General features: G+C 70.9%; 14 protein-coding genes and 2 pseudogenes. 11 read left to right on the top strand and 5 right to left on the bottom strand.

Annotated features, from left to right (window positions below):
• Both ACRDSK_RS10890 and ACRDSK_RS10885 read left to right on the top strand, forming a co-directional pair.
• On the top strand, positions 1 to 702 hold a 702-nt coding region (locus ACRDSK_RS10890; RefSeq protein ID WP_431440051.1), incomplete at its 5' end, for a response regulator transcription factor.
• Positions 703 to 718: 16 nt separating this feature from the next.
• Positions 719 to 1,345 carry a ScbR family autoregulator-binding transcription factor gene (locus ACRDSK_RS10885; RefSeq protein ID WP_431440049.1) on the top strand — a complete coding sequence of 209 codons (627 nt, stop codon included), beginning with the start codon at positions 719 to 721 and terminating at the stop codon, positions 1,343 to 1,345.
• Positions 1,346 to 1,357: 12 nt separating this feature from the next.
• Here ACRDSK_RS10885 and ACRDSK_RS10880 read toward each other — a convergent pair whose 3' ends face one another.
• A complete protein-coding gene (locus tag ACRDSK_RS10880) occupies positions 1,358 to 2,311 on the bottom strand; it encodes a helix-turn-helix domain-containing protein (RefSeq protein WP_431440046.1) in 954 nt (317 codons plus the stop codon).
• A gap of 87 nt (positions 2,312 to 2,398) precedes the next feature.
• Here ACRDSK_RS10880 and ACRDSK_RS10875 point away from each other — a divergent pair, with 87 nt between their 5' ends.
• From ACRDSK_RS10875 to ACRDSK_RS10840, 8 genes and pseudogenes are all read left to right on the top strand, one after another.
• Positions 2,399 to 2,581 carry a hypothetical protein gene (locus ACRDSK_RS10875; RefSeq protein ID WP_431440044.1) on the top strand — a complete coding sequence of 61 codons (183 nt, stop codon included), beginning with the start codon at positions 2,399 to 2,401 and terminating at the stop codon, positions 2,579 to 2,581.
• Between the two features lie 145 nt (positions 2,582 to 2,726).
• A complete protein-coding gene (locus ACRDSK_RS10870; protein WP_431440041.1) occupies positions 2,727 to 3,587 on the top strand; it encodes an SDR family oxidoreductase in 861 nt (286 codons plus the stop codon).
• Positions 3,584 to 5,134: a succinic semialdehyde dehydrogenase gene (locus ACRDSK_RS10865; RefSeq protein ID WP_431440038.1), complete on the top strand. Its 1,551-nt coding sequence runs from the start codon at positions 3,584 to 3,586 to the stop codon at positions 5,132 to 5,134. The genes ACRDSK_RS10870 and ACRDSK_RS10865 overlap by 4 nt, the downstream gene beginning before the upstream one ends.
• A 183-nt stretch (positions 5,135 to 5,317) precedes the next feature.
• Positions 5,318 to 7,003 carry a M14 family metallopeptidase gene (locus tag ACRDSK_RS10860; RefSeq protein ID WP_431440036.1) on the top strand — a complete coding sequence of 562 codons (1,686 nt, stop codon included), beginning with the start codon at positions 5,318 to 5,320 and terminating at the stop codon, positions 7,001 to 7,003.
• Between the two features lie 28 nt (positions 7,004 to 7,031).
• Positions 7,032 to 7,850, top strand: a pseudogene (locus ACRDSK_RS10855) (S1 family peptidase); the annotation flags it as partial.
• Between the two features lie 51 nt (positions 7,851 to 7,901).
• Complete coding sequence (locus ACRDSK_RS10850) at positions 7,902 to 8,222, top strand: proprotein convertase P-domain-containing protein (RefSeq protein ID WP_431440053.1); 321 nt, start codon at positions 7,902 to 7,904, stop codon at positions 8,220 to 8,222.
• A gap of 127 nt (positions 8,223 to 8,349) precedes the next feature.
• Entirely contained in the window at positions 8,350 to 10,146 is a 1,797-nt protein-coding gene (locus ACRDSK_RS10845) for an AMP-dependent synthetase/ligase (protein WP_431440034.1), read from the top strand.
• 93 nt (positions 10,147 to 10,239) lie between these two features.
• Entirely contained in the window at positions 10,240 to 11,958 is a 1,719-nt protein-coding gene (locus tag ACRDSK_RS10840; protein WP_431440032.1) for a substrate-binding and VWA domain-containing protein, read from the top strand.
• Positions 11,959 to 12,127: 169 nt separating this feature from the next.
• Here ACRDSK_RS10840 and ACRDSK_RS10835 read toward each other — a convergent pair whose 3' ends face one another.
• The 4 genes from ACRDSK_RS10835 to ACRDSK_RS10820 all read right to left on the bottom strand — a co-directional run bounded on the left by ACRDSK_RS10835 (position 12,128) and on the right by ACRDSK_RS10820 (position 16,101).
• Complete coding sequence (locus tag ACRDSK_RS10835) at positions 12,128 to 12,979, bottom strand: SAM-dependent methyltransferase (RefSeq protein WP_431440029.1); 852 nt, start codon at positions 12,977 to 12,979, stop codon at positions 12,128 to 12,130.
• Positions 12,980 to 13,103: 124 nt separating this feature from the next.
• The gene (locus ACRDSK_RS10830; RefSeq protein WP_431440024.1) at positions 13,104 to 13,478 is read right to left on the bottom strand and encodes a hypothetical protein; all 375 of its coding nucleotides are present in this window, start codon (positions 13,476 to 13,478) and stop codon (positions 13,104 to 13,106) included.
• A 3-nt stretch (positions 13,479 to 13,481) separates the two neighbouring features.
• A complete protein-coding gene (locus ACRDSK_RS10825; protein WP_431440021.1) occupies positions 13,482 to 15,296 on the bottom strand; it encodes a hypothetical protein in 1,815 nt (604 codons plus the stop codon).
• Between the two features lie 106 nt (positions 15,297 to 15,402).
• Positions 15,403 to 16,101, bottom strand: coding sequence for a class I SAM-dependent methyltransferase (locus ACRDSK_RS10820; protein ID WP_431440018.1), 699 nt, complete (start codon positions 16,099 to 16,101; stop codon positions 15,403 to 15,405).
• A 61-nt stretch (positions 16,102 to 16,162) separates the two neighbouring features.
• Here ACRDSK_RS10820 and ACRDSK_RS10815 point away from each other — a divergent pair.
• Positions 16,163 to 19,210, top strand: a pseudogene (locus ACRDSK_RS10815) (alpha-(1->3)-arabinofuranosyltransferase); the annotation flags it as partial.
• Between the last annotated feature and the right edge of the window lie 790 nt (positions 19,211 to 20,000).

Raw genomic sequence — 20,000 nt, 5'->3', positions numbered from 1 at the left:
GCCACACTCCCGCGGCCGGCCGAGGACGAGCCGGCCGGCATCCGGGTCCTGGTCGTCGGCGACGACGTGCTCGCCCGCCGCGGCGTGCTGGCCGCGTTCGACGGCGAGCCGGGCGTGGTCGTGGCCGGCGAGCACCGCAACGGGCCGGCCGTGCTCGCCGCGCTCGCCACCCGTGCCCCGGATGTCCTGCTGCTGCACGGGTTGCGGGCCCAGGACGCCGCGCCGGTGCTCGCCACGCTGCGCCGGTGCGGCCGGGTGGTGCGGGTGCTCGGCATCGGCCTGCGCGACGGCGAGACGCTGACCGGCCCGGACGTCTGCGGCTCGCTGCCCGCGTGGGCGACGCCGGAGGAGGTCGTCGCGGCGGTGCGGATGGCGGCGGCCGGCTTCACCCTGTCCCGGCCCGACGAGGTGGGCGTCCCGGCCGAGCCGGTGCGCCCGTGCGGGCGGGACGTGGCGGTGCGCGACGGGCTGAGCGAGCGGGAGTGCGACGTGCTCGCGCTCGTCGCCCGCGGCATGTCCAACGCCGAGATCGCCGAGCAGCTCACGGTCTCCGCGCACACCGTCAAGTCGCACGTGCAGCACCTGCTGGGCAAACTGGGACTGCGCAACAGGATTCACGCGGTGATCTACGCCTTCGAGTCTGGCCTGGTCGCGGGCGTGAACCGAGAGCCGCGCAGGTCATCGGGGTTACCCTGGAGGTAGACAGGAGGTGCGGATTTTGGCACGTCAGGACCGGGCCGAACGCACTCGAAACGCGATCCTCGACGCCGCGGCCGAGGTCTTCGACAAGCGCGGCTTCGCCGGTGCCAGCCTGTCGGAGATCCTCGCCAAGGCGGGCGTCACCAAGGGCGCGCTCTACTTCCACTTCTCCTCCAAGGAGGAGCTCGCGATGGCGCTCGTCGAGGAACAGTGGAAGGCGGAGGTGCCGTTCGTCGACCTCGAGGACGGCAGCCTGCAGACGGTCATCGACCTCTGCCACGCGCTCGCGCACAGCATCCGGACCAACGTCCGCGTCCGGGCGAGCAGCCGGCTGGTGCTCGAGGCGAACTTCACCCGGCCGGCCCCCGAGGTCTACCGGCGCTGGATCCGCGTCCTCACCCAGCTTCTCGAGCGCGCCCAGGAGCACGGGGACCTGCGCAAGGAGTGGGACCCGGCGCTCGTCGCCGACTGGGTGTCCGCCACGTTCCTCGGCATCCGGACCCAGTCCGAGGTGTGCACCGGCATGGCCGACCTGCACGACCGCATCACGGTGCAGTGGCGGGTCGCGCTGCCGGGGCTCGCGCCGCCTCGGCGGGTGTCCCGCTTCCAGCCGTCCGGCAGCGTCGAGTGGGGCGCGACCACCTGAGCGGCGAACCGCCTACCCCGCGCGCCCGAACGTGCGCCGGTAGTCCTTGGGCGACACCCCGACGACCCGGCCGAAGTGGTGGCGCAGCAACGCCGCCGAGCCGAAGCCGCACCGCTCCGCGATCTCCTCGACCGACAGCCGGGTCTCCTCCAGCAGCTGCCGCGCGTGCAGCACCCGCTGCATCGACAGCCATCGGTGCGGGGTGGTCCCGGTCTCGGCGACGAAGCGGCGGGCGAACGTGCGCTCGGACATCTGCGCGCGGCGGGCGAGCGCGGCGACCGTGTGCTCGGCGCGCAGGTTGTCGACCATCCAGGTCAGGACCGGCGAGAGGCTGTCCGACGAGCACTCCGGGATGGGCAGCTCGACGTACTGCCGCTGCCCGCCGTCGCGCTGCGGGGGAACGACCATGCGCCGCGCGATCGCGGTCGCCGCGGCGCTGCCCAGCTCCCGGCGCACCAGGTGCAGGCAGGCGTCGATGCCGGCGGCCGTGCCGGCGCTGGTGATGACGTCGCCGTCGTCGACGAAGAGCACGTCCGGGTCCAGCAGCGCCTTGGGGAAGCGCTCGGCGAGGTCGTCGACATAGCGCCAGTGCGTGGTGCACCGGCGGCCGTCGAGCAGACCGGCGGCGCCGAGCACGAACGCGCCGCTGCACACCGACAGCAGCGTGGCGCCGTTCGCGGCGGCGTCCCGCAGCGCCTCGAGCACGTCGGTCGGGTACTCGTCGCGGATGGCCGCAGCGGGCACGGCCACCAGGTCGGCGTCCACGAGCGCGGAGAGGCCCTCGGACGGGATGAGCTGGGCGCCCACGCTGGTGCGCAGCGGCTGGCCGGGCCGCTCGCCGCAGACGAGGAAGTCCGTGTGCGGCACGCCTTCGTCGGTGCGGTCGATGCCGAACACCTCGCAGAGCACGCCGAACTCGAAGGGTGCGACGTCCTCCATCAGCACCGCGGCGACGGTTTGGAGCATGGCGCCAAGAGTAGTTGGCAGGATATTGATGCACAAGGTCCGCTCTGCCACTTATGGCAGGAAAGCGATCAGCGTAAATTTAGTGCCATGGAACTTCTCGTCACCGCCATCATCGTCGGACTCGTCGTCTACGGCCTGGAGCGCAACCGCGCCCGGCAGGCCACCGCACCCCACTTCCACCTCGCCGGCAGCTCGGACGTCGTGGACCGCGACTCGGAGCGCGTCTCCAAGGAGCTGCTCCTGCTCGACCGCGCCGTCCGCCTCCCGTGATCGACGCGGAATCACCGCCACCTCCGTTACCGCCGACCTGACCGCCGCTCCCGAACCGGGGGGCGGCGGTCTTGCGTCGTGTCGGGTGTGGCTGGGATGCTGCTGAAACATTCCTGGCGGAATGTTTTCTGAGTCGGGAGGTGTGATGGCTCGTCAGCCCCGCTCGTTGACCGGCAAGGTCGTCGCGATCACCGGAGGGGGGCGCGGGATCGGAGCCGCCATCGCCGCGGCGCTGCGCCGGGAGGGCGCGAGAGTCGCCGTCGGCGACCTGGACCTCGAGGTCGCCCAGCGAACAGCCGAGGAGCTGGGCGCCGTCGCGTTCCCGCTCGACGTCACCGACCGGTCGGGTTTCACGAAGTTCCTGGAGGAGGTCGAGGGCCGACTCGGGCCGCTCGACGTCCTCGTCAACAACGCCGGAATCATGTCGCTGGGCCGGTTCGAGGACGAGTCCGACCGCTCGACCACCCGCCAGCTCGAGATCAACCTGCACGGCGTCCTCCACGGCACCCGCGAGGCGATCAAGCGGATGCGCCCGCGCGGGACCGGCCACATCGTCAACATCGCCTCGGCCGCGGGCAAGGCCGGCTTCCCCGGCGCGGCGACCTACTGCGCCACCAAGCACGGCGTCGTCGGGCTGTCCGAGGCCGTCCGCGGAGAGCTGCGCGGCTCGGGCGTCGACCTGTCCGTCGTCCTACCGGCCATCGTGCGCACCGAGCTCGCCGCGGGCCTGAAGGAGGCCCGCTTCTTCAAGTCCGTCGAGGCCACCGACGTCGCCGACGCGGTCGTGAAGACGTTGCGCCGGCCCAAGTTCGAGGTCTACGTGCCGGGCTCGCTCGACGCGATGAACCGGCTCACCCGGCTGCTGCCCCGGTCCGTCGCCGAGTGGATCGTCCGCTCGCTCAAGGGAGACCAGATCCTCTTCGACCCGTCGCACGAGGCCCGCAAGGACTACGAGGCCCGGGCCGCCGCCAGCGCGCCGACCACCGACCGGGAGAACACCGGATGAGGCCCGCGACGCTCACCGGCGACCTGCTCGACCGCCTCCGTGCCCGCGTCACCGCCGAGTCCGGCGGCACCTACACGTCGACGGCCGTGTTCAGCGGCGGCGAGCTCGCCACACTCCCCGAGTCGGCGATCCCGGACGTGCACACGGCCTTCGAGCGCGCCGCCCGCGCGCGGCAGGCGTGGACCGCGACCCCGGTCGCACAGCGGCTGGCGGTCTTCCGGCGCTTCCACGACCTGCTGCTGCGCGAACGCGACACCGTCCTCGACCTCATCCAGGCCGAGACCGGCAAGGCCCGCCGCGACGCGTTCGAGGAGCTCTGCGAGCCGCTGCTGGTCACCAGCCACTACCTGCGCAAGGCGCCGAAGCTGCTGGCGCCGCGCCGCCGCGCGGGTCTCATGCCGGGCGTCATCACGGCCACGGAGCTGCGCGTGCCCAAGGGCGTCGTCGGCATCATCTCGCCCTGGAACTACCCGTTCACGCTGGCGCTCGGCGACCTCATCCCGGCCCTCATGGCCGGCAACGCCGTGGTGCTCATGCCCGACCGGCAGACCGCGCTCAGCCCGCTGTACGGCGCCGACCTGCTCTACCAGGCCGGACTGCCCGACGGTCTGCTCCAGGTCGTGCTCGGCGACGGCCCGACCGTCGGCGGCGCCGTCGTCGACACCTGCGACTACATCGGCTTCACCGGCTCCACCCGCACCGGCACGCTGATCGCCGAGCGGGCGGCCGCGCGGCTCGTCGGCTGCTCGCTCGAGCTCGGCGGCAAGAACCCGATGGTGATCCTCGACGACGTCGCCGTCGCCGCGACCGCGAAGCACGCGGTGCGGGCCTGCTTCGCCAACGCCGGCCAGCTGTGCATCTCGATCGAGCGCGTCTACGTGCACGACTCGATCTACGACGCGTTCGCCGAGGCCTTCGTCGCCGAGACCGCCAAGCTCACGCTGCGGGCCGGTTTCGACTACCACGCGGACATGGGCTCGCTGACCTCGCAGCGCGCGCTGAAGACCGTCAGCGAGCACGTCGACGACGCCCGCGCGAAGGGCGCCACCGTGCTCGTCGGGGGCCGGCCGCGCCCCGACCTGGGACCGTACTTCTACGAGCCGACCGTGCTCGCCGACGTCACCCCGGAGATGCTCCCCCACGCCGCCGAGACCTTCGGCCCGGTGGTGTCGCTCTACCCGTACGCCACCGACGACGAGGCCGTCGCGCTCGCCAACCAGACCGACTACGGACTCAACGCAAGCGTGTTCGGCCGCGACCGGACCCGGGCGACCGGGGTCGCGGCGCGGCTGCGCGCCGGCACGGTCAACGTCAACGACGGCTACGCGTCCGCTTACGGCAGCATCGACGCGCCGATGGGCGGCATGGGCGTCTCCGGCCTGGGCCGCCGGCACGGCGCGGAGGGCCTGCTCAAGTACACCGAGGCGCAAACGGTTGGCACGCAACGGGTCGCGCTGCTCGACCCGCCGAAGTGGCTGCCCTACGGGCTCTACACGCGGGTGATGGCCGCCTCGCTGCGACTGATGCGCCGCCTCGGCATCCGTTAACTGGTAACAAGACGTAACGCCCGTTTGACCTCTTGTGGCCGGGTCGGTCTCAGGTGAACATCAGCAACCAGGCGAAAGTCGGGCCGTGAGGGCACCCCACCGGGGTTCGGACCGCCTCGCCCACAACTGAACAACTCACCTCCAGCACCGACCTGGGGTCGGTGCCCCCTGCAGGAGGCCTGTGTGAGACACAGACGCCCATCCATCGTGGTCGGGGCGCTAGCCGCGCTGACCCTCGTCCTGTCCCTGACGAACACCCCGACCGGCGCCGCGGCCGCTCCGCCCGCACCCGCCGAGCCACGGGGCTCCGCCGAGTACTACGTCTCCGGTGAGATCGACTCCCACGTCCGCAACGCGGTGGCGAAGACCGGCGCCGTCATCAACTCCGTCGAGCACGGCTCGCTCAACATCACGGCCACGTCGGCGGAGCTCGCGAAGATCAAGTCGCTCGGGCTGAAGGTCGACGCCGAGGCCCCGGCGCCGCACTCGCACTCCCACGGCGACGAGCACGGCGACGACGTCGAGCCTCTCGACTTCCCGCCGGCCGACTCGAACTACCACAACTACGCGGAGATGACCGCGGTCATCAACACCGCGCTCGCCGACCACCCGAACCTGGTGAGCCGCCAGGTGATCGGCCGCTCGTACGAGGGCCGCGACATCGTGGCGCTCAAGATCTCGGACAACGCCGCCAGCGACGAGAGCGAGCCCGAGGTCCTGTTCACCCACCACCAGCACGCCCGCGAGCACCTCACCGTCGAGATGGCGCTGTACCTGTTGAACGAGCTGACCGACAAGTACGGCACGGACAGCCGGGTCAAGGGTCTGGTGGACAGCCGGGAGATCTGGATCGTGCCGGACATGAACCCGGACGGCGGCGAGTACGACATCCGGAACGGCTCCTACTCGGGCTGGCGCAAGAACCGGCAGCCGAACTCGGGCAGCTCCGCGGTCGGCACCGACCTCAACCGCAACTGGGCCTACAACTGGGGCTGCTGCGGCGGCTCGTCGGGCAGCCCGTCGAGCGAGACCTACCGCGGCACGTCGGCCGGGTCGGCCCCCGAGGTCTCCCTGGTCATGAACTTCGTCCGCAGCCGGATCGTCGGCGGCGAGCAGCAGATCAAGACCAACATCGACTTCCACACCTTCTCCGAGCTGGTGCTCTGGCCGTTCGGCTACACCTACAACGACACCGCGCCGGGGATGTCCCAGCAGGAGTACGACACGTTCGAGGCGCTCGGCCAGGAGATGGCCGGCACCAACGGCTACACGCCGGAGCAGGCATCGGACCTCTACATCACCGACGGCTCCATCGACGACTGGCTGTGGGGCGACCAGCGCATCTGGTCCTACACGTTCGAGATGTACCCCTCGAGCGGCGGGATCAACGGCTTCTACCCGCCCGACGAGGTGATCGGCCGGGAGACCTCGCGCAACCGCGAGGCCGTGCTGCGCTTCCTCGAGTACTCCGACTGCCCGCCGCGGGTGATCGGCGGGACGTGTGACGGCACCCAGCCGCCGGCCGGGCCGTCGTTCGAGAACACCGACAACGTCAACATCCCCGACGCGGGCGCCGCGGTGAACAGCCCGATCGCGGTGACCGGCGTGGCCGGCAACGCGCCGGCCGACCTCCAGGTGGCGGTGGACATCAAGCACACCTACCGCGGCGACCTGCAGATCGACCTGGTCGCCCCGGACGGCAGCACCTACCGCCTGAAGAACACCAACAACGACTCCGCGGACAACGTGATCGCCACCTACGCGGTCAACGCGTCCGGCGAGGTCGCGAACGGCACGTGGCAGCTGCGCGTGCGCGACCTCTACCGAGCCGACACCGGCTTCATCGACTCCTGGCGAGTCACCTTCTGATTTCCGTTACCTCGAAAGGACCCGACAGATGACCCTGCATACCTGGAACAAGACGCTCAGACGGGTGGCCGGCAAGGCGACACTCGTCGCGGTGGCCGCCGCATCGGTGCTCGGCGCGGCCGCCGGACAGGCCGTGGCCGCGCCCCCGGCACCCGCGGACGACGTGCAGCCGCAGGTCGTCGGCGGCGTGCGAGCGGCCCAGGGCGAGTTCCCGTGGATGGTGCGACTGTCCATGGGCTGCGGCGGCGCGCTGTACACGCCGCAGATCGTGCTGACCGCCGCGCACTGCGTGAACGGCACCGGCAACAACACCAGCATCACCGCCACGATGGGCGCGGTCGACCTGCAGGACCCGAACCGGATCACGGTCCGCTCCAGCTACGTCTACCAGTCCCCCGGCTACAACAACCCGTCCGGCGACGACTGGGCGCTGATCAAGCTGCAGTCCCCGGTCAGCGGGATCCCGACCCTGCCGGTCGCGAGCACCACGGCCTACGACAGCGGCATGTTCACCGTCGCCGGCTGGGGCGCGGCGACCGAGGGCGGCGGCCAGCAGCGCTACCTGCTCAAGGCCGAGGTCCCGTTCATCACCGACGCGCAGTGCGGCCAGGCCTACAGCGAGCTGGTGCCGAACGAGGAGATCTGCGCGGGCAACTGGGACGACGGCGGCGTCGACACCTGCCAGGGTGACTCGGGCGGCCCGATGTTCCGCCGCGACAACGCCGGCGCGTGGATCCAGATCGGCATCGTGAGCTGGGGCTACGGCTGCGCGCGGCCGGAGAACCCGGGCGTGTACGCCCAGACCAGCACGTTCGCGTCGGCCATCGCGGCCGCCGCGGCGAGCCTCGGCGGCGGCGAGCCGCAGCCGTCGTGCGACACGCAGGCCAACACGAGCCGAGTGTCCATTCCGGACGCCGGCGCGGCGGTCAACAGCCCGGTGACGATCGCCGGCTGCTCCGGCGCCGCGTCCTCGACCACCAAGGCCGAGGTGCACATCACCCACACCTACCGCGGCGACCTGCAGATCGACCTGATCGCCCCGGACGGCACCGCCTACCGGCTGAAGAACTCGTCGTCCAGCGACTCGGCCGACAACGTCAACGCCACGTACACGGTGAACGCCTCGTCCGAGACGGCCAACGGCACCTGGAACCTGCGGGTGCGCGACGTCTACCGGGCCGACACCGGCACGGTCGACAGCTGGAGCCTGTCGGTCTAGCGTTCTGTCCGATACGTCCGATCGGCCGAGGGCCATCCCCACGAACTCCCGGGGGTGGCCCTCGGCACGTTTCGCGGGCAAGATACGTGCAAGTTACCGCGAGGTAGCACCTCAACGAGGAGTAGCCATGACCGAGATTGCCGTCCCGCCGCTGGCCAAGGTGCCGGACAACGGCGGCCTGGCAGACGTCGTCTTCGACAACGCCGACGAGGCACCCAACGCGGTGTCGTTCCGGCGCAAGGTCGACGGGGCGTGGCGCGACGTCACCGCCGCGCAGTTCCTCGCGGAGGTCGTGGAGGTCGCCAAGGGCCTCACCGCGTCCGGCATCGGCCCTGGTGACCGGGTCGGCATCCTGTCCGCGAACTGCTACGAGTGGACCCTGTTCGACTTCGCGATCTGGGCGGCCGGCGCGGTCTCGGTGCCGATCTATGTCACCTCCTCGGCGGAGCAGATCGAGTGGATCATGTCCGACTCCGGCGCGGTGGCGGTCGTGGTGGAGACCGAGACGCTCGCCGGCAAGGTCGAGTCGGTCCGCGGCAAGCTCGACGACCTGCGCCACATCTGGCGGATCGACGACGGCGCGGTGCGCTCGCTCGTCGAGGCCGGCCAGGACGTCCCGGACGAGGAGATCCGCACCCGGCGCGCCGCCGTCACCCCGGACGACCTCGCCACGATCATCTACACCTCGGGCACCACCGGCCGGCCCAAGGGCGTGGTGCTGACCCACCGGAACATGTTCGCCTCGGTCGGCAACGCCGTCGAGTACCTCGCGCCGATGTTCAAGGGCGGCGAGGGAGTCGAGACCAGCACGCTGCTGTTCCTGCCGCTGGCCCACGTGTTCGGCCGGATGGTCGAGGTCGGCGCGGTGATGGCGCGCGCCACGCTCGGGCACTGGGCGGACGTCAAGACCCTGACCGACAACCTCGCCGCGTTCCGGCCGACGTTCATCCTGTCCGTGCCGTACGTGCTGGAGAAGGTGTACAACGGCGCGCGGCAGAAGGCGCACGCCGGCGGCAAGGGCAAGATCTTCGACGCCGCGGCGGCCACCGCGATCGCCTACAGCGAGGCCGGTGACCGGGCCGGGCTCGGGCTGAAGGTCAAGCACGCGGTGTTCGACCGGCTGGTGTACAGCAAGCTGCGGGCCGCGCTCGGGGGCCAGGTGCAGTACGCGATCTCCGGCGGCGCCGCGCTCGGTTCGCGGCTGACCCACTTCTTCCGCGGTGTCGGCATCACGGTGTTCGAGGGCTACGGGCTGACCGAGTCGACCGCCGCGTCGGTGGTCAACGCGCCGGGCGCGTTCAAGCCGGGCACCGTCGGCAAGCCACTGCCGGGCACCGCGGTGCGCACCCGCGAGGACGGCGAGATCGAGCTGCGCGGCGACGGCGTGTTCACCCGATACTGGCGCAACGAGGACGCGACCCGCGAGGCGATCGACTCGGACAGCTGGTTCGCCACCGGCGACCTCGGCGACCTCGACGCGGACGGCTTCCTGAAGATCACCGGGCGCAAGAAGGAGCTCCTGGTGACCAGCGGCGGGAAGAACGTGGCGCCGTCGGTGATCGAGGACCGGATCGCGGCGCATCCGTTGGTGGGGCAGGCGTTGGTCGTCGGCGACGGGCAGAAGTACATCGCCGCGCTCATCACCATCGACGCGGACTACTTCGGCTACTGGAAGACCACGGCCGGCAAGCCGGAGACCGCCACGGTGGCCGACCTCGCCGAGGACACCGACATGATCGCCGAGATCCAGCGCGCGGTGGACGAGGGCAACCTCGCGGTGTCGACGGCGGAGTCGGTGCGCAAGTTCCGCGTCCTCGACACCGAGTTCAACCCGGAGAACGGCTACCTGACGCCGTCGCTCAAGCTCAAGCGCAGCGTGATCATGAAGGATTTCGCGAGAGAGGTGGACGCGCTCTTTACCTGATTTTCGTAATCGATCGACCACACTCGATGACCGGGTAGGGTTTCCCCAACCCGGAACGTTCGGGCGTCCTGTTGCCTAGTTGGAGGCCACGCGATGGGGCGACACTCGTCGGGCAAGGCACGCGGAGTGCGTGGCCTGCGCTCACGGTCGCCGGTGATCCTGCTGTCCGCGCTGCTGGTGCTGGCGCTGCTCAGTTGGTTCACGTTCGACTTCCTGCGTGACCGCCTGCGCGCCTCCTCGTGCGACACCACGACGGTCCTCAACGTCACCGCGGCCGCGGACATCGCTCCGGTCATCAACCAGGTCGGCGACCGAGTGTCCGAAGAGGACGAAGCCGCCTGCTACAAGGTCAACGTGACGAGCCGGGAGTCCGCCACCACGGCCGAGTCGCTGGTGGTGTCGGACGGCAGCGAGCGGCCGGACGTGTGGATCCCCGAGTCGACGGTCTGGTTGCAGCGCGCGCAGGACAAAGGTGCCTGGAACGTGCCGGTGAGTGGTACGTCGATCGCGAGCTCGCCGGTCGTGGTGGCGCTGACCGAGGACGCCGCGGGCGAGCTGGGTTGGCCGCAGAAGGCGCCGGCGTGGCAGCAGCTGTTCGGCCCGGAGGCGAACCGCGGCGTGACGGTCGGCATGCCCGACCCGGCGCGCGAGCCCACCGGGGTGTCGACGCTGTTCGGCGTGCGGCAGCTGGTCGCCAGCGGCCCGAACGCCGGCCAGCGGGTCACCACCGAGCTGCGCAGGCTCTCCCCGAACACGGTGCCCGAGCAGGCCGACCTGTTCGCCCGGCTGCCGGGTGGGCAGAGTGCCGACGAGCCGCTGGACGGCTTCCCCACCTCCGAGGTCTCGGTGCTGCGGCACAACGCGAAGCAGAGCGGGGTGCCGCTGGTCGCGTCGTACGCCCAGCCCGCGGTGCCGGCGCTGGACTTCCCGTTCGTCGTGCTGCCGGAGACCAAGCCGGAGAAGCGCGACGCGGCGGAACGGTTCCTCAAGGTGTTGATCGACCAGCAGGCGGCGGAGACCTTCGGTGATGGCGGTTTCCGCACGCCGGACGGGGAGATGCTGCGAGAGCGGCCGAGCGACCGGCGCACGTCGGCGCAGAAGCTGACCCCGCCGCAGATGCCCAACCCGGCCGAGGTCGCCACGGTGCTCAACGAGTGGGCCGGCGTCAACCTGAGCGCGCGGATCCAGGTGCTGCTGGACGTGTCGGGGTCGATGAACGAGTCGGTGCCCGGGGCGGGGAAGAACCGCATGCAGGTCACCCTGGAGGCGGCCGAGCTGGGCATCGGGCTGATGAGACCGACCACGAAGATCGGCGTGTGGACGTTCTCCACCGATCTGGACGGGGAGAACAAGGACTACAAGGAACTGATCCCCGTCGACACGGTGTCCGACCAGCTCTCCGGCGGCGCGCTGGCGAAGCTGCGAGCGGTCCAGGCGCTGCCGAACGGTGCGACGGGCCTGTACGACAGCACGCTGGCCGCGTACAAGTCGGCGAACCAGAACTACGAGGCGGGCCGGATCAACGTGGTCATCGTCCTCACGGACGGCCGCAACGAAGACGACAACGGCATCGGCCGCCAGGAGCTGCTCAAGGAGCTGGGCGAACTACGCGACCCGCGCAAGCCGGTGCAGATCATCGGCATCGGCATCGGCCCGGACAGCGACGCCGCGGAGCTGAAGGCCATCGCCGGCGCGACCGGCGGCCAGTCCTTCAACGCCCCCGACCCGACGAAGATTCTCGACATCTTCTACGCGGCGCTGTCGAAGCTCCTCTGCCAGCCCCCCACCTGCCAACCCCAACAAGGCGGCTGACCAGCACGAACGGGCCCAGCGGCATGATCACGGAGTACCGCTCATCGAGCCCGTCCCGCACCCGGCGACACGCTCCTCGGACCACAGAACGATCTTGACGTTGCACCGCGAACAGGACGACCTTGTGGCTCTCTGAGCCGGTTTGGAACCCGGCTCAGCACACTCGCGGTTAAGGCTTGCGGGCGACCGCGCCGAGGAGGATCTTGTCGACGGAGTCCGGCGGGTTCAGGTGCGGGCCGTCGGGCCACCAGTCGCGCACCCGGACGAGCCCGGGTTCGACGACGTCGAGGCCTGCGAGCAACCCCATGATCTGGTCGTGGGTGCGGAAGTACCCGGAGCCCATCGAGCTGCCGCTGAAGACCCCCTCGACGAACCGGGCAAGCTCGGTGCCGTCCGCGTCGTCCCGCGGGTCGGTGAAGTGGGTCAGCGCGACATACGAGCCGGAAGGCAACATGTCGATGTAGCGCCGCATGACCTCCGCGGGCTGCTTCGAGTCCGGGACGTGGTGGAACGTCGCGCACTGGATCAGCCCGAGGGGCCGGTCGAACTCGATCAGCTTGGTGACCGTGGGATGGCCGAAGATCTCGTCCGGCTCGGTGAGGTCGCCCATCACCAAGTGGGTGTTCTGGTTCTCCTCCAGCAGCGCCCGGCCGTGCGCGGCGACGACGGGATCGTTGTCCACATAGACGACATGGGCCAAGGGGTTGATTCGCTGTGCGGCCTCGTGCGTGTTCTCGGTGGTCGGCAGTCCGGCGCCGCAGTCGATGAACTGGTCGACGCCCGCGGTGCCGGTGAGGAACCGGACGGCGCGGATCAGCCACGCGCGGTTTATCCGCGCGATGCGCTCCATCTGCGGCGCCGCATCGACGACCTCCCGGTACACCTGACGGTCGACCTCGTAGTTGTTCTTACCGCCAAGGAAGCAATCGTAGACCCTCGCCACGCTGGCCTTCGTCGTGTCGATCACTACCGCCCTGGGCCCATCGTTAGGCGGCTGCGCAGTTTCCCGGCTCACCCTCATCACGCTATCGCACCGACGCGACCGCTGGTGGAGCGGTTTGAGGAGTAAGGAGAACAAGGTGCGCCGATGAACTAGCACACCGCGTTATGGAGATCTCGGTTGCTGCTGCTGCGCTTTTCGGAAGTCACTCGCGTTTGAAGCCGGCCGGGTCGGCTAGGTAGCGGTCCAGATCCGGGTCCTCATGCAAGTCGCGGTACCGGAACTCGATCCGCCACTCGGGGCCGAGCTCATCGCGCAGGCGGGCGACCGCACGGCGCACCGCCGCGTTGAACTCGCGGCAGCGGGGCTCCCGCCACGGGCCGGGGTCCGGTGGGTAGTCCCAGTTCATCGAGCTGTCGTAGTCCCCCACGAGGGCCAGCAGCTCGTCCCGCAGCGTTCGGCTGACCGGTAACAGCTCCAGGTCGATCGCGTAGCCGGGGTACAGCTCGCGGGCCGCCTCGTCGGTGGCCCACAGGAGGGTGCCCGAACCCGCGTCGAAGGAGAACCGAGCCGTGGGCACGCGCTACTCCGGCGGGACGCCGACTCGAACGTCGGTGATGCACAGCGGGGCCACGTCGATGCTGCGGCTGACCTCCACCTGGGTGACCGGCTCGGGCGCGACCACGTGGACCACGTGCAGGCCGTCGGTGAAGCGCACCGGATAGGAACGCCCGCCCACCCGAACCGTGCCGGGAGCCGTGTCCGAGGTGTAGTAGCCGATGCGCACGATCTGCCTGCCGGGCACCTCACGATGCAGCGGGATCCGCGCGGTGCCGTCCTCGACCAGGTAGCCGCAGTCCTTCACCGGGCCGCGGACCGCCGACACCGTGGCGCCCAGGTCGCGGATCGGTTGCGGGGTACCGGTCTCGTCCAGCCGGTAGAGCTCCTCGGCGGGCCGGTCGAACCGCGGCTTCTCCGGCACCAGGCCGACGACGCGCGACGTGGACGCGTCGTCGAGGAACCAGTCGATCATGATGTTGTTCGGCACGCCGCCGTCGAAGAGGACCATGCCGGGACGCTCGGCCAGCTCCGCGCGCGCGGTGGTCACGTAGTCGCGGGCATCGCGGAACTGCAGCGCGGGCGCCAGGATCAGGAAGCTCACCAAGGAACCCGCGATCAGCACGGCCGACACCGCAAGCACGGCCAACGGGGTCTGCGGCGCGGCCGGCCGGCGGGGCTCGTCCGACGGCAGGAACGCGAACACCGCGCACAGCACCGCCACCGGCACCGCGTCGGCGAGATAGCGGGGATCGGTCGCGACGGCGGGGCCCACGTCCTGGAGCCGGGTCGTCGCCACCAGCGTCAGGTCCACCGCGAGGTAGCCGGCCAGGAACAGCCACGGCAACAACGCCCGGCGCCGGGACCGGACCGCGCTCATGACGATCAGGCCGACCGCCGCCAGGACCGCCACCATCCGCACCACCGGCGGCGGTGTCTGCCAGGCCGCACCACCGCCGGCCTCGGTGAACGGACCGCCGAACATGCCTGGCAGCAAAGTGTCCACAATGGATCGACCGGCGAACTCGACGATCGTCCGGCTGGTGACCGCGTCGCCGCCGGTCTGGCTCTCCGTGAGGCTCAGGTACAGCAACGCGAAGCCGATGACCAGCGCCGCATGGGCGGCCCAGACCCACCGGTGCTCGCGCAGCGTCGACATGATCGGCGCGATCCGCTCGCGCGGCACCAGCAGCACGGTGACGCCGAAGAGCACCGCGGGGATCAGCGCGGCCTTCTCGTAGAACGCGAGCCCGAACAGCGTCCAGCCCGCCGCCGCCACCGCCTGCCCCACCCGGCCGTCGTCGAGGTAGCGCAGGTGCGAGTGCAGCGCCGCGAACATGGCCAACAGCAAAGGGAACAGCTGCATGGCATAGGCCCACCACAGCGTGGGGAACAGGATCACCGGCGAGGCCGCGAACACGGCGAACGGCACCAGCAGGGCCCACTGCGCACCGAAGAGCCGGACCATGACCCGCCAACACAGCCAGAGCGTCACCGCGTGCATGGCGAGCACCGGCAGCACGGCGATCGTGTGGTTGAGCGGCGCGACGGCGGTGACCAGCCAGGTCAACAGGAACGCGCCGGGCTGGAGGTGGCCGCTGTAGTCCTGGAACAGGAACTCGAGGTCGTAGGGGGCGGCGTGCGCGGCGCGGTAGGTGAGGATGAAGTCGTCCTGGCCGAAGTACCCGTTCAGCGTGGCGATCATGTGCACGACGAACGGCACCCCGGCGACCACCAGCGCCGCGACGCCTACCGGCGAGCCGAAGCGCCGAGCGCCGTGCCGAGGCCCCAGGTGTCGCGGCGCGGCCAGCTCCTGGTCACCGGAAACGACACTGGGCACGGTTCTCCTCGTCACCTCGCTGAGGCCCGACCTGTCCCTCCATCGTGGGGGCTGGCGCTACGGAACGCGACCCGGCGAGCGAGAAACCTACGAACGGACGGGGCCGCTAGAAGGGGTCGTACGGGCCACGGTGCCCGAACCAGCCCGCCACCCGACGCAGCCGCAACCGCAACAGCACCTTGAGGAACACGTTCCAGCTGAACCACGGCAGCTGGGCCACCACGCGCAGCCGGTCCGCCGCCTTCGGCCGGGCCAGCTTGAACCGGGCCAGCGAACGGCTGCGGTCGACGTAGACGTAGCGGGAGCCGAACAGGACCTTCGCGATCGTGCCCAGCGTGACGCCGATCGAGGAGAAGCAGTCGTGCACGAGGATCTCCCCGCCCGCCGGCAGGTGCCGCGACCAGCGCAGGTCGTCCGTATAGGTCCAGTAGTCGTGCTTGCCGTCGACGTAGAGCAGGTCGAACGAGCGGTCCCAACCCGGGCGCAGCTTGGTCGAGTAGCCGACCACCAGCTCCACGACGTCGGTGAGCCCGGCCGTCGCGACGTTCGCCTCGAAGCGGTCTCTCGTCGATGCGCCGCCGAACAGCCGGCCGTCGACGAACGCGTCGACGGCGATCACCCGGGCTCCGACCGCGCGGGCCGCCTGGCCGAGGATCACGGTGGATCTGCCCTGGTGACTGCCGATCTCGAGCACGGTCGCACCCGGCTCCAGCCGGAGCACGGCCTCCCAGAGCATTCTGGCCTGGCCCTCGGTCAGCCAGCCCGGAACGTCGGCGACCGACTCCCAGACGTGGTCGAAGTCCACGGACACCTGCCTACCCGAAAGCCAACTTTGGTCGGGTCACCATAGCCCTAGTATTCGAGCGATGTTAACCACCAGTAGCAGGGTTCGGCGCCGGCTTGCCGCGTTGCCGCGTGATCCCGCTGCCTGGGTGATGCTCGGCCTGACGCTGCTGTCGTTCCTCCAGCGCCCGGGCCGCACGACGTTCGACACCAAGCTCGACCTGGCCGTCGACCCGATCGCGTTCCTCGGCCGGGCCCTGCACCTGTGGAACCCCGAGGCCACCGGCGGCGAGCTGCAGAACCAGGCCTACGGCTACCTCTTCCCGATGGGCCCGTTCTTCGCCGCGGGCCAGCTGCTGGGCCTGCCGCCGTGGCTGACCGAGCGGATCTGGTGCTCGCTGCTGCTGTGCCTGGCCTTCGGCGGGATGCTGGCACTGACCCGCGCGCTGCGCATCGGCAACGAGCCGGCCCGCTTCGCCGGCGCGCTGGCCTACACGCTCGCGCCGCGGATGCTCACCGAGATCGGCTCGCTGTCCGCGGAGATGCTGCCCGCGGTGTTCCTGCCGTGGGTGCTGCTCCCACTGGTCAAGGCCAACCGGATCGGCTCGCCGCGGCGGGCGGCCGGACTCTCGGCGCTCGCCGTGTTCGCCATGGGCGGCATCAACGGGGCCATGGTGCTGATGTCCATGGTGCTGCCGTTCCTGTGGCTGGTGACCAGGAAGTTCACCCGCGAGCACGTGAAGCTCTGCGCGTGGTGGTGCGTGTCCGTGCTGGCCGTGTGCCTGTGGTGGATCCTGCCGCTGCTGCTGCTCGGCGAGTACAGCCTCCCGTTCCTCGACTACATCGAGTCCGCGTCGAACACGACCGCACCGATGTCGATGTTCCAGGTGCTGCGCGGCACCAACCAGTGGGTCGCCTACGTCGTGGCCGGCACGCCGTGGTGGCCGTCGGGCTTCATGCTGATCGACAACCCGGTCCTGATGCTGGTCACCGGCCTGGTCGCGGCGATCGGGCTGTACGGCCTGGTCCGCCCGCGACTGCCGGAACGACGGTTCCTCGTACTCAGCGTGGTGACCGGGCTGACCCTGCTCACCGTCGGCTACGTCGGCACCCTCGACGGCCCGTTCGCCGACACCGTCCGCGACCTGCTGGACGGCCCGCTCGCCCCGCTGCGCAACGTGCACAAGTTCGAGCCGGTGCTGCGGCTGCCGCTCGTCCTCGCCTTCACCCACGCGCTCACCGGCCGGCTGCCGGGGATGGCCCGCGGCACCTCGCCGCTGCGCGCGACCCGCGCCCGGCTCACGGTGGCGGCCCTGCTGGTGGCGATCATGGCCGCGCCCGCGTGGCTGCTGACGCTCCGCCCCGGCCCGGGCTGGGCGGACGTGCCCGACCACTGGCAGTCCGCGATGACCTGGCTCGCCGATCGTGACGCCAACGCGCGCACGCTGCTGCTGCCCGGCTCCGGGTTCGGCGACTACACGTGGGGTCGCACGGTCGACGAGCCGGCGCAGGCACTGGCCCGTTCGCCGTGGGCGGTGCGCAGCCAGATCCCGCTGGGCTCGGAAGGCAACACCCGCCTCATGGACACGGTCGAGGACGCGCTCGCCGACGCCCGCGGCTCACCCGCGCTCGCCGACTTCCTCGCCCGCGCCGGCTACCGGTTCGTCTTGCTGCGCAACGACCTCGACCAGAACAACACCGAGGCGCCGCCACCCGCGTCGCTGCGCGCCGGGCTCGATGGTTCGCCGGGGCTGGCACGGGTCGAGGACTTCGGCCCGGAGGTGGAGCTCGACGGGCTCGGCGAGGTGCCGTCGCTCGAGGTGTACGAGGTGGACTCGCCGGTGCCGCGCGCCAGCGTGGTGTCCACGGCGGACATCCCGACGGTGAGCGGCGGCCCGGAGTCGCTGCTGCCGCTGCTCGAGGCCGACATGCTCGACCCGCGGGCGCCCACGATGCTCGCCGGCGACGGCGCGCTGCCCGAGTCGCGCGAGTGGCTGGTCACCGACGGGCTGCGGTACCGAGAACGCAACGTCGGCCGGGTGCGGGACAACCTGTCCGAGACGCTCACCGTCGACGCGGACCCGCGGCAGCGGCGGCCGTCCACCGACGTGCTGCCCTTCCGCGGCCGCGACCACCAGACCGTGGCCGCCTACCGCGGCATCCGCGACGTGCGGGCCTCGACGTCGATCAGCTACGCGGACGCGATCGGCGTGAGCGACCCGTCCGGTCTGCCGTTCGCCGCGATCGACGGCGAGCCGCAGACCGCCTGGCGCTCGTCGAGCTTCGACGGGCCGGAGAACCAGTGGCTCGAGGTCGAGCTGGACACCCCGCGCGAGGTCGACACGGTGAACGTGGCCATCGTCGACAGCCTGCGGGTCGGCTGGCCGGTGACCAAGATCCGGATCACCACCGACAACGGCACCGTCGACCACGAGGTCCCCCGCGGCAGCGAGGCACACCCGTACACCGTCCCGCCAGGACTGACCAGCTCGGTCCGGGTGACCGTGCTCTCGGTGGCGTCCGGCCGGGAGACGGGCAACGTGGCGATCTCGGAGCTGGACATCCCGGGTGTGACGGCGACCCGGGCGCTCGCCGTGCCCGAGGACGTGGCGCCGTCGCCGGACCAGCGCACGGACTTCGCGTTCACCCGGGGCTCGCAGCCGCGGTACGCGTGCGTCGCCGAGACCTGCGACGCGAGCCGGGCCCGCGAGGGCGAGGAGCCGTTCGGCGTGCACCGGCTGTTCCAGACCGACACGAAGGCGAACTACCGGTTCGAGGGCACCGTGCTGCCCGCCCACGGCGGGACGGTGCCGCTGACCTCGCCCGGCTTCGAGGTGACCGCGTCGACCCAGCTGGCCGGCGACCCGGCCGCGGGCCCGCTCGCCGCGGTCGACGGCAACCCGGACACGACGTGGATCGCCGACGGCACCGACGAGCGGCCGACGTTCACGCTGACCTGGGACACCCCGCAGACGATCACCGGGCTGCACCTGGACACCGGCGACGACTCGGGCGGCTCGCGGCCAACCGACCTGCTGGTCACCGTGCCGCGCGGGAGCCAGGCGGTGCCGGTCACGCCGGAGGGGGACGCCGACTTCGAGCTGACCACCAAGACCATCCAGCTCACCATGCTCGCCACCGAGGCGAGGCCGGGCCGCCCGGCCGGCATCACCGAGCTCGACCTCGCCGGGTCGACCATCCCGCGGCCGGCGCCGGACACCGAGCTCACCGTGCCGTGCGGCGACGGTCCGACCATCGAGCTCGACGGCTTCCGCTACACGACGTCGGTGACCGGCACGCTCACCGACTTCATGACGCACCGCCCGCTGCGGTTCACCACCTGCCGCGACCTCGAGGGCGGCATCGACCTGGAGCCGGGCGAGCACGAGCTGCGCACCGAGCCCTCTCCCGCGTTCGTCGTGCACGACCTGCGCATGGTGTCCACATCGGACCGTGCGGCGCCGCGACTACGCGGGCACTCGATCAACCGCTGGGACCTCGCGCACCGGGAGGTCCTGGTGACCGAGGGCCCGGAGGCCGTGCTTTCCGTGCCGGAGAACGCGAACGACGGCTGGGTCGCCAAGCTGGACGGCGAGGAGCTGCATCGGGTGCGGGTCGACGGCTGGCAGCAGGCATGGCTGGTGCCGGAGGGCAAGGGCGGCACGGTCGAGCTGACGTTCGCGCCGGACGGGCAGTACCGAACGCGGATCGCCGCCGGTGGGGCCGCCGCGTTGCTACTCGTCGGCTCGGTGTTCATCCCGGTGCGCCGCCGGCGGCCGGTCGACGTCCGGCCCGGCGGCCGGCGGTGGATCCCGTTCGTGCTGGTGGGTCTGGCCGTGGTCCTGGGCGGCATGCTGCCGGTGGTGCTGCTGATCGCCTGCCTGCTGGCGCGGTCGGTGTGGCCGCCGGCGCCACGGACGA

The sequence above is a fragment of the Actinophytocola sp. genome (genome assembly GCF_050699915.1).
In the GTDB taxonomy this organism is placed as follows: domain Bacteria; phylum Actinomycetota; class Actinomycetes; order Mycobacteriales; family Pseudonocardiaceae; genus Actinophytocola.
The sequence above is the reverse complement of the archived record's forward strand: the minus strand, read 5'-3'. Positions and strand labels throughout refer to the sequence as shown.

Bases quoted from the DNA above. Each gene is read 5' to 3' on its own strand.
- ACRDSK_RS10875 (WP_431440044.1), top strand. From the start codon at position 2,399: ATGGAACTTCTCGTCACCGCCATCATCGTCGGACTCGTCGTCTACGGC.
- ACRDSK_RS10840 (WP_431440032.1), top strand. From the start codon at position 10,240: ATGGGGCGACACTCGTCGGGCAAGGCACGCGGAGTGCGTGGCCTGCGC.
- ACRDSK_RS10835 (WP_431440029.1), bottom strand. From the start codon at position 12,979: ATGAGGGTGAGCCGGGAAACTGCGCAGCCGCCTAACGATGGGCCCAGG.
- ACRDSK_RS10870 (WP_431440041.1), top strand. From the start codon at position 2,727: ATGGCTCGTCAGCCCCGCTCGTTGACCGGCAAGGTCGTCGCGATCACC.
- ACRDSK_RS10880 (WP_431440046.1), bottom strand. From the start codon at position 2,311: ATGCTCCAAACCGTCGCCGCGGTGCTGATGGAGGACGTCGCACCCTTC.
- ACRDSK_RS10865 (WP_431440038.1), top strand. From the start codon at position 3,584: ATGAGGCCCGCGACGCTCACCGGCGACCTGCTCGACCGCCTCCGTGCC.
- ACRDSK_RS10845 (WP_431440034.1), top strand. From the start codon at position 8,350: ATGACCGAGATTGCCGTCCCGCCGCTGGCCAAGGTGCCGGACAACGGC.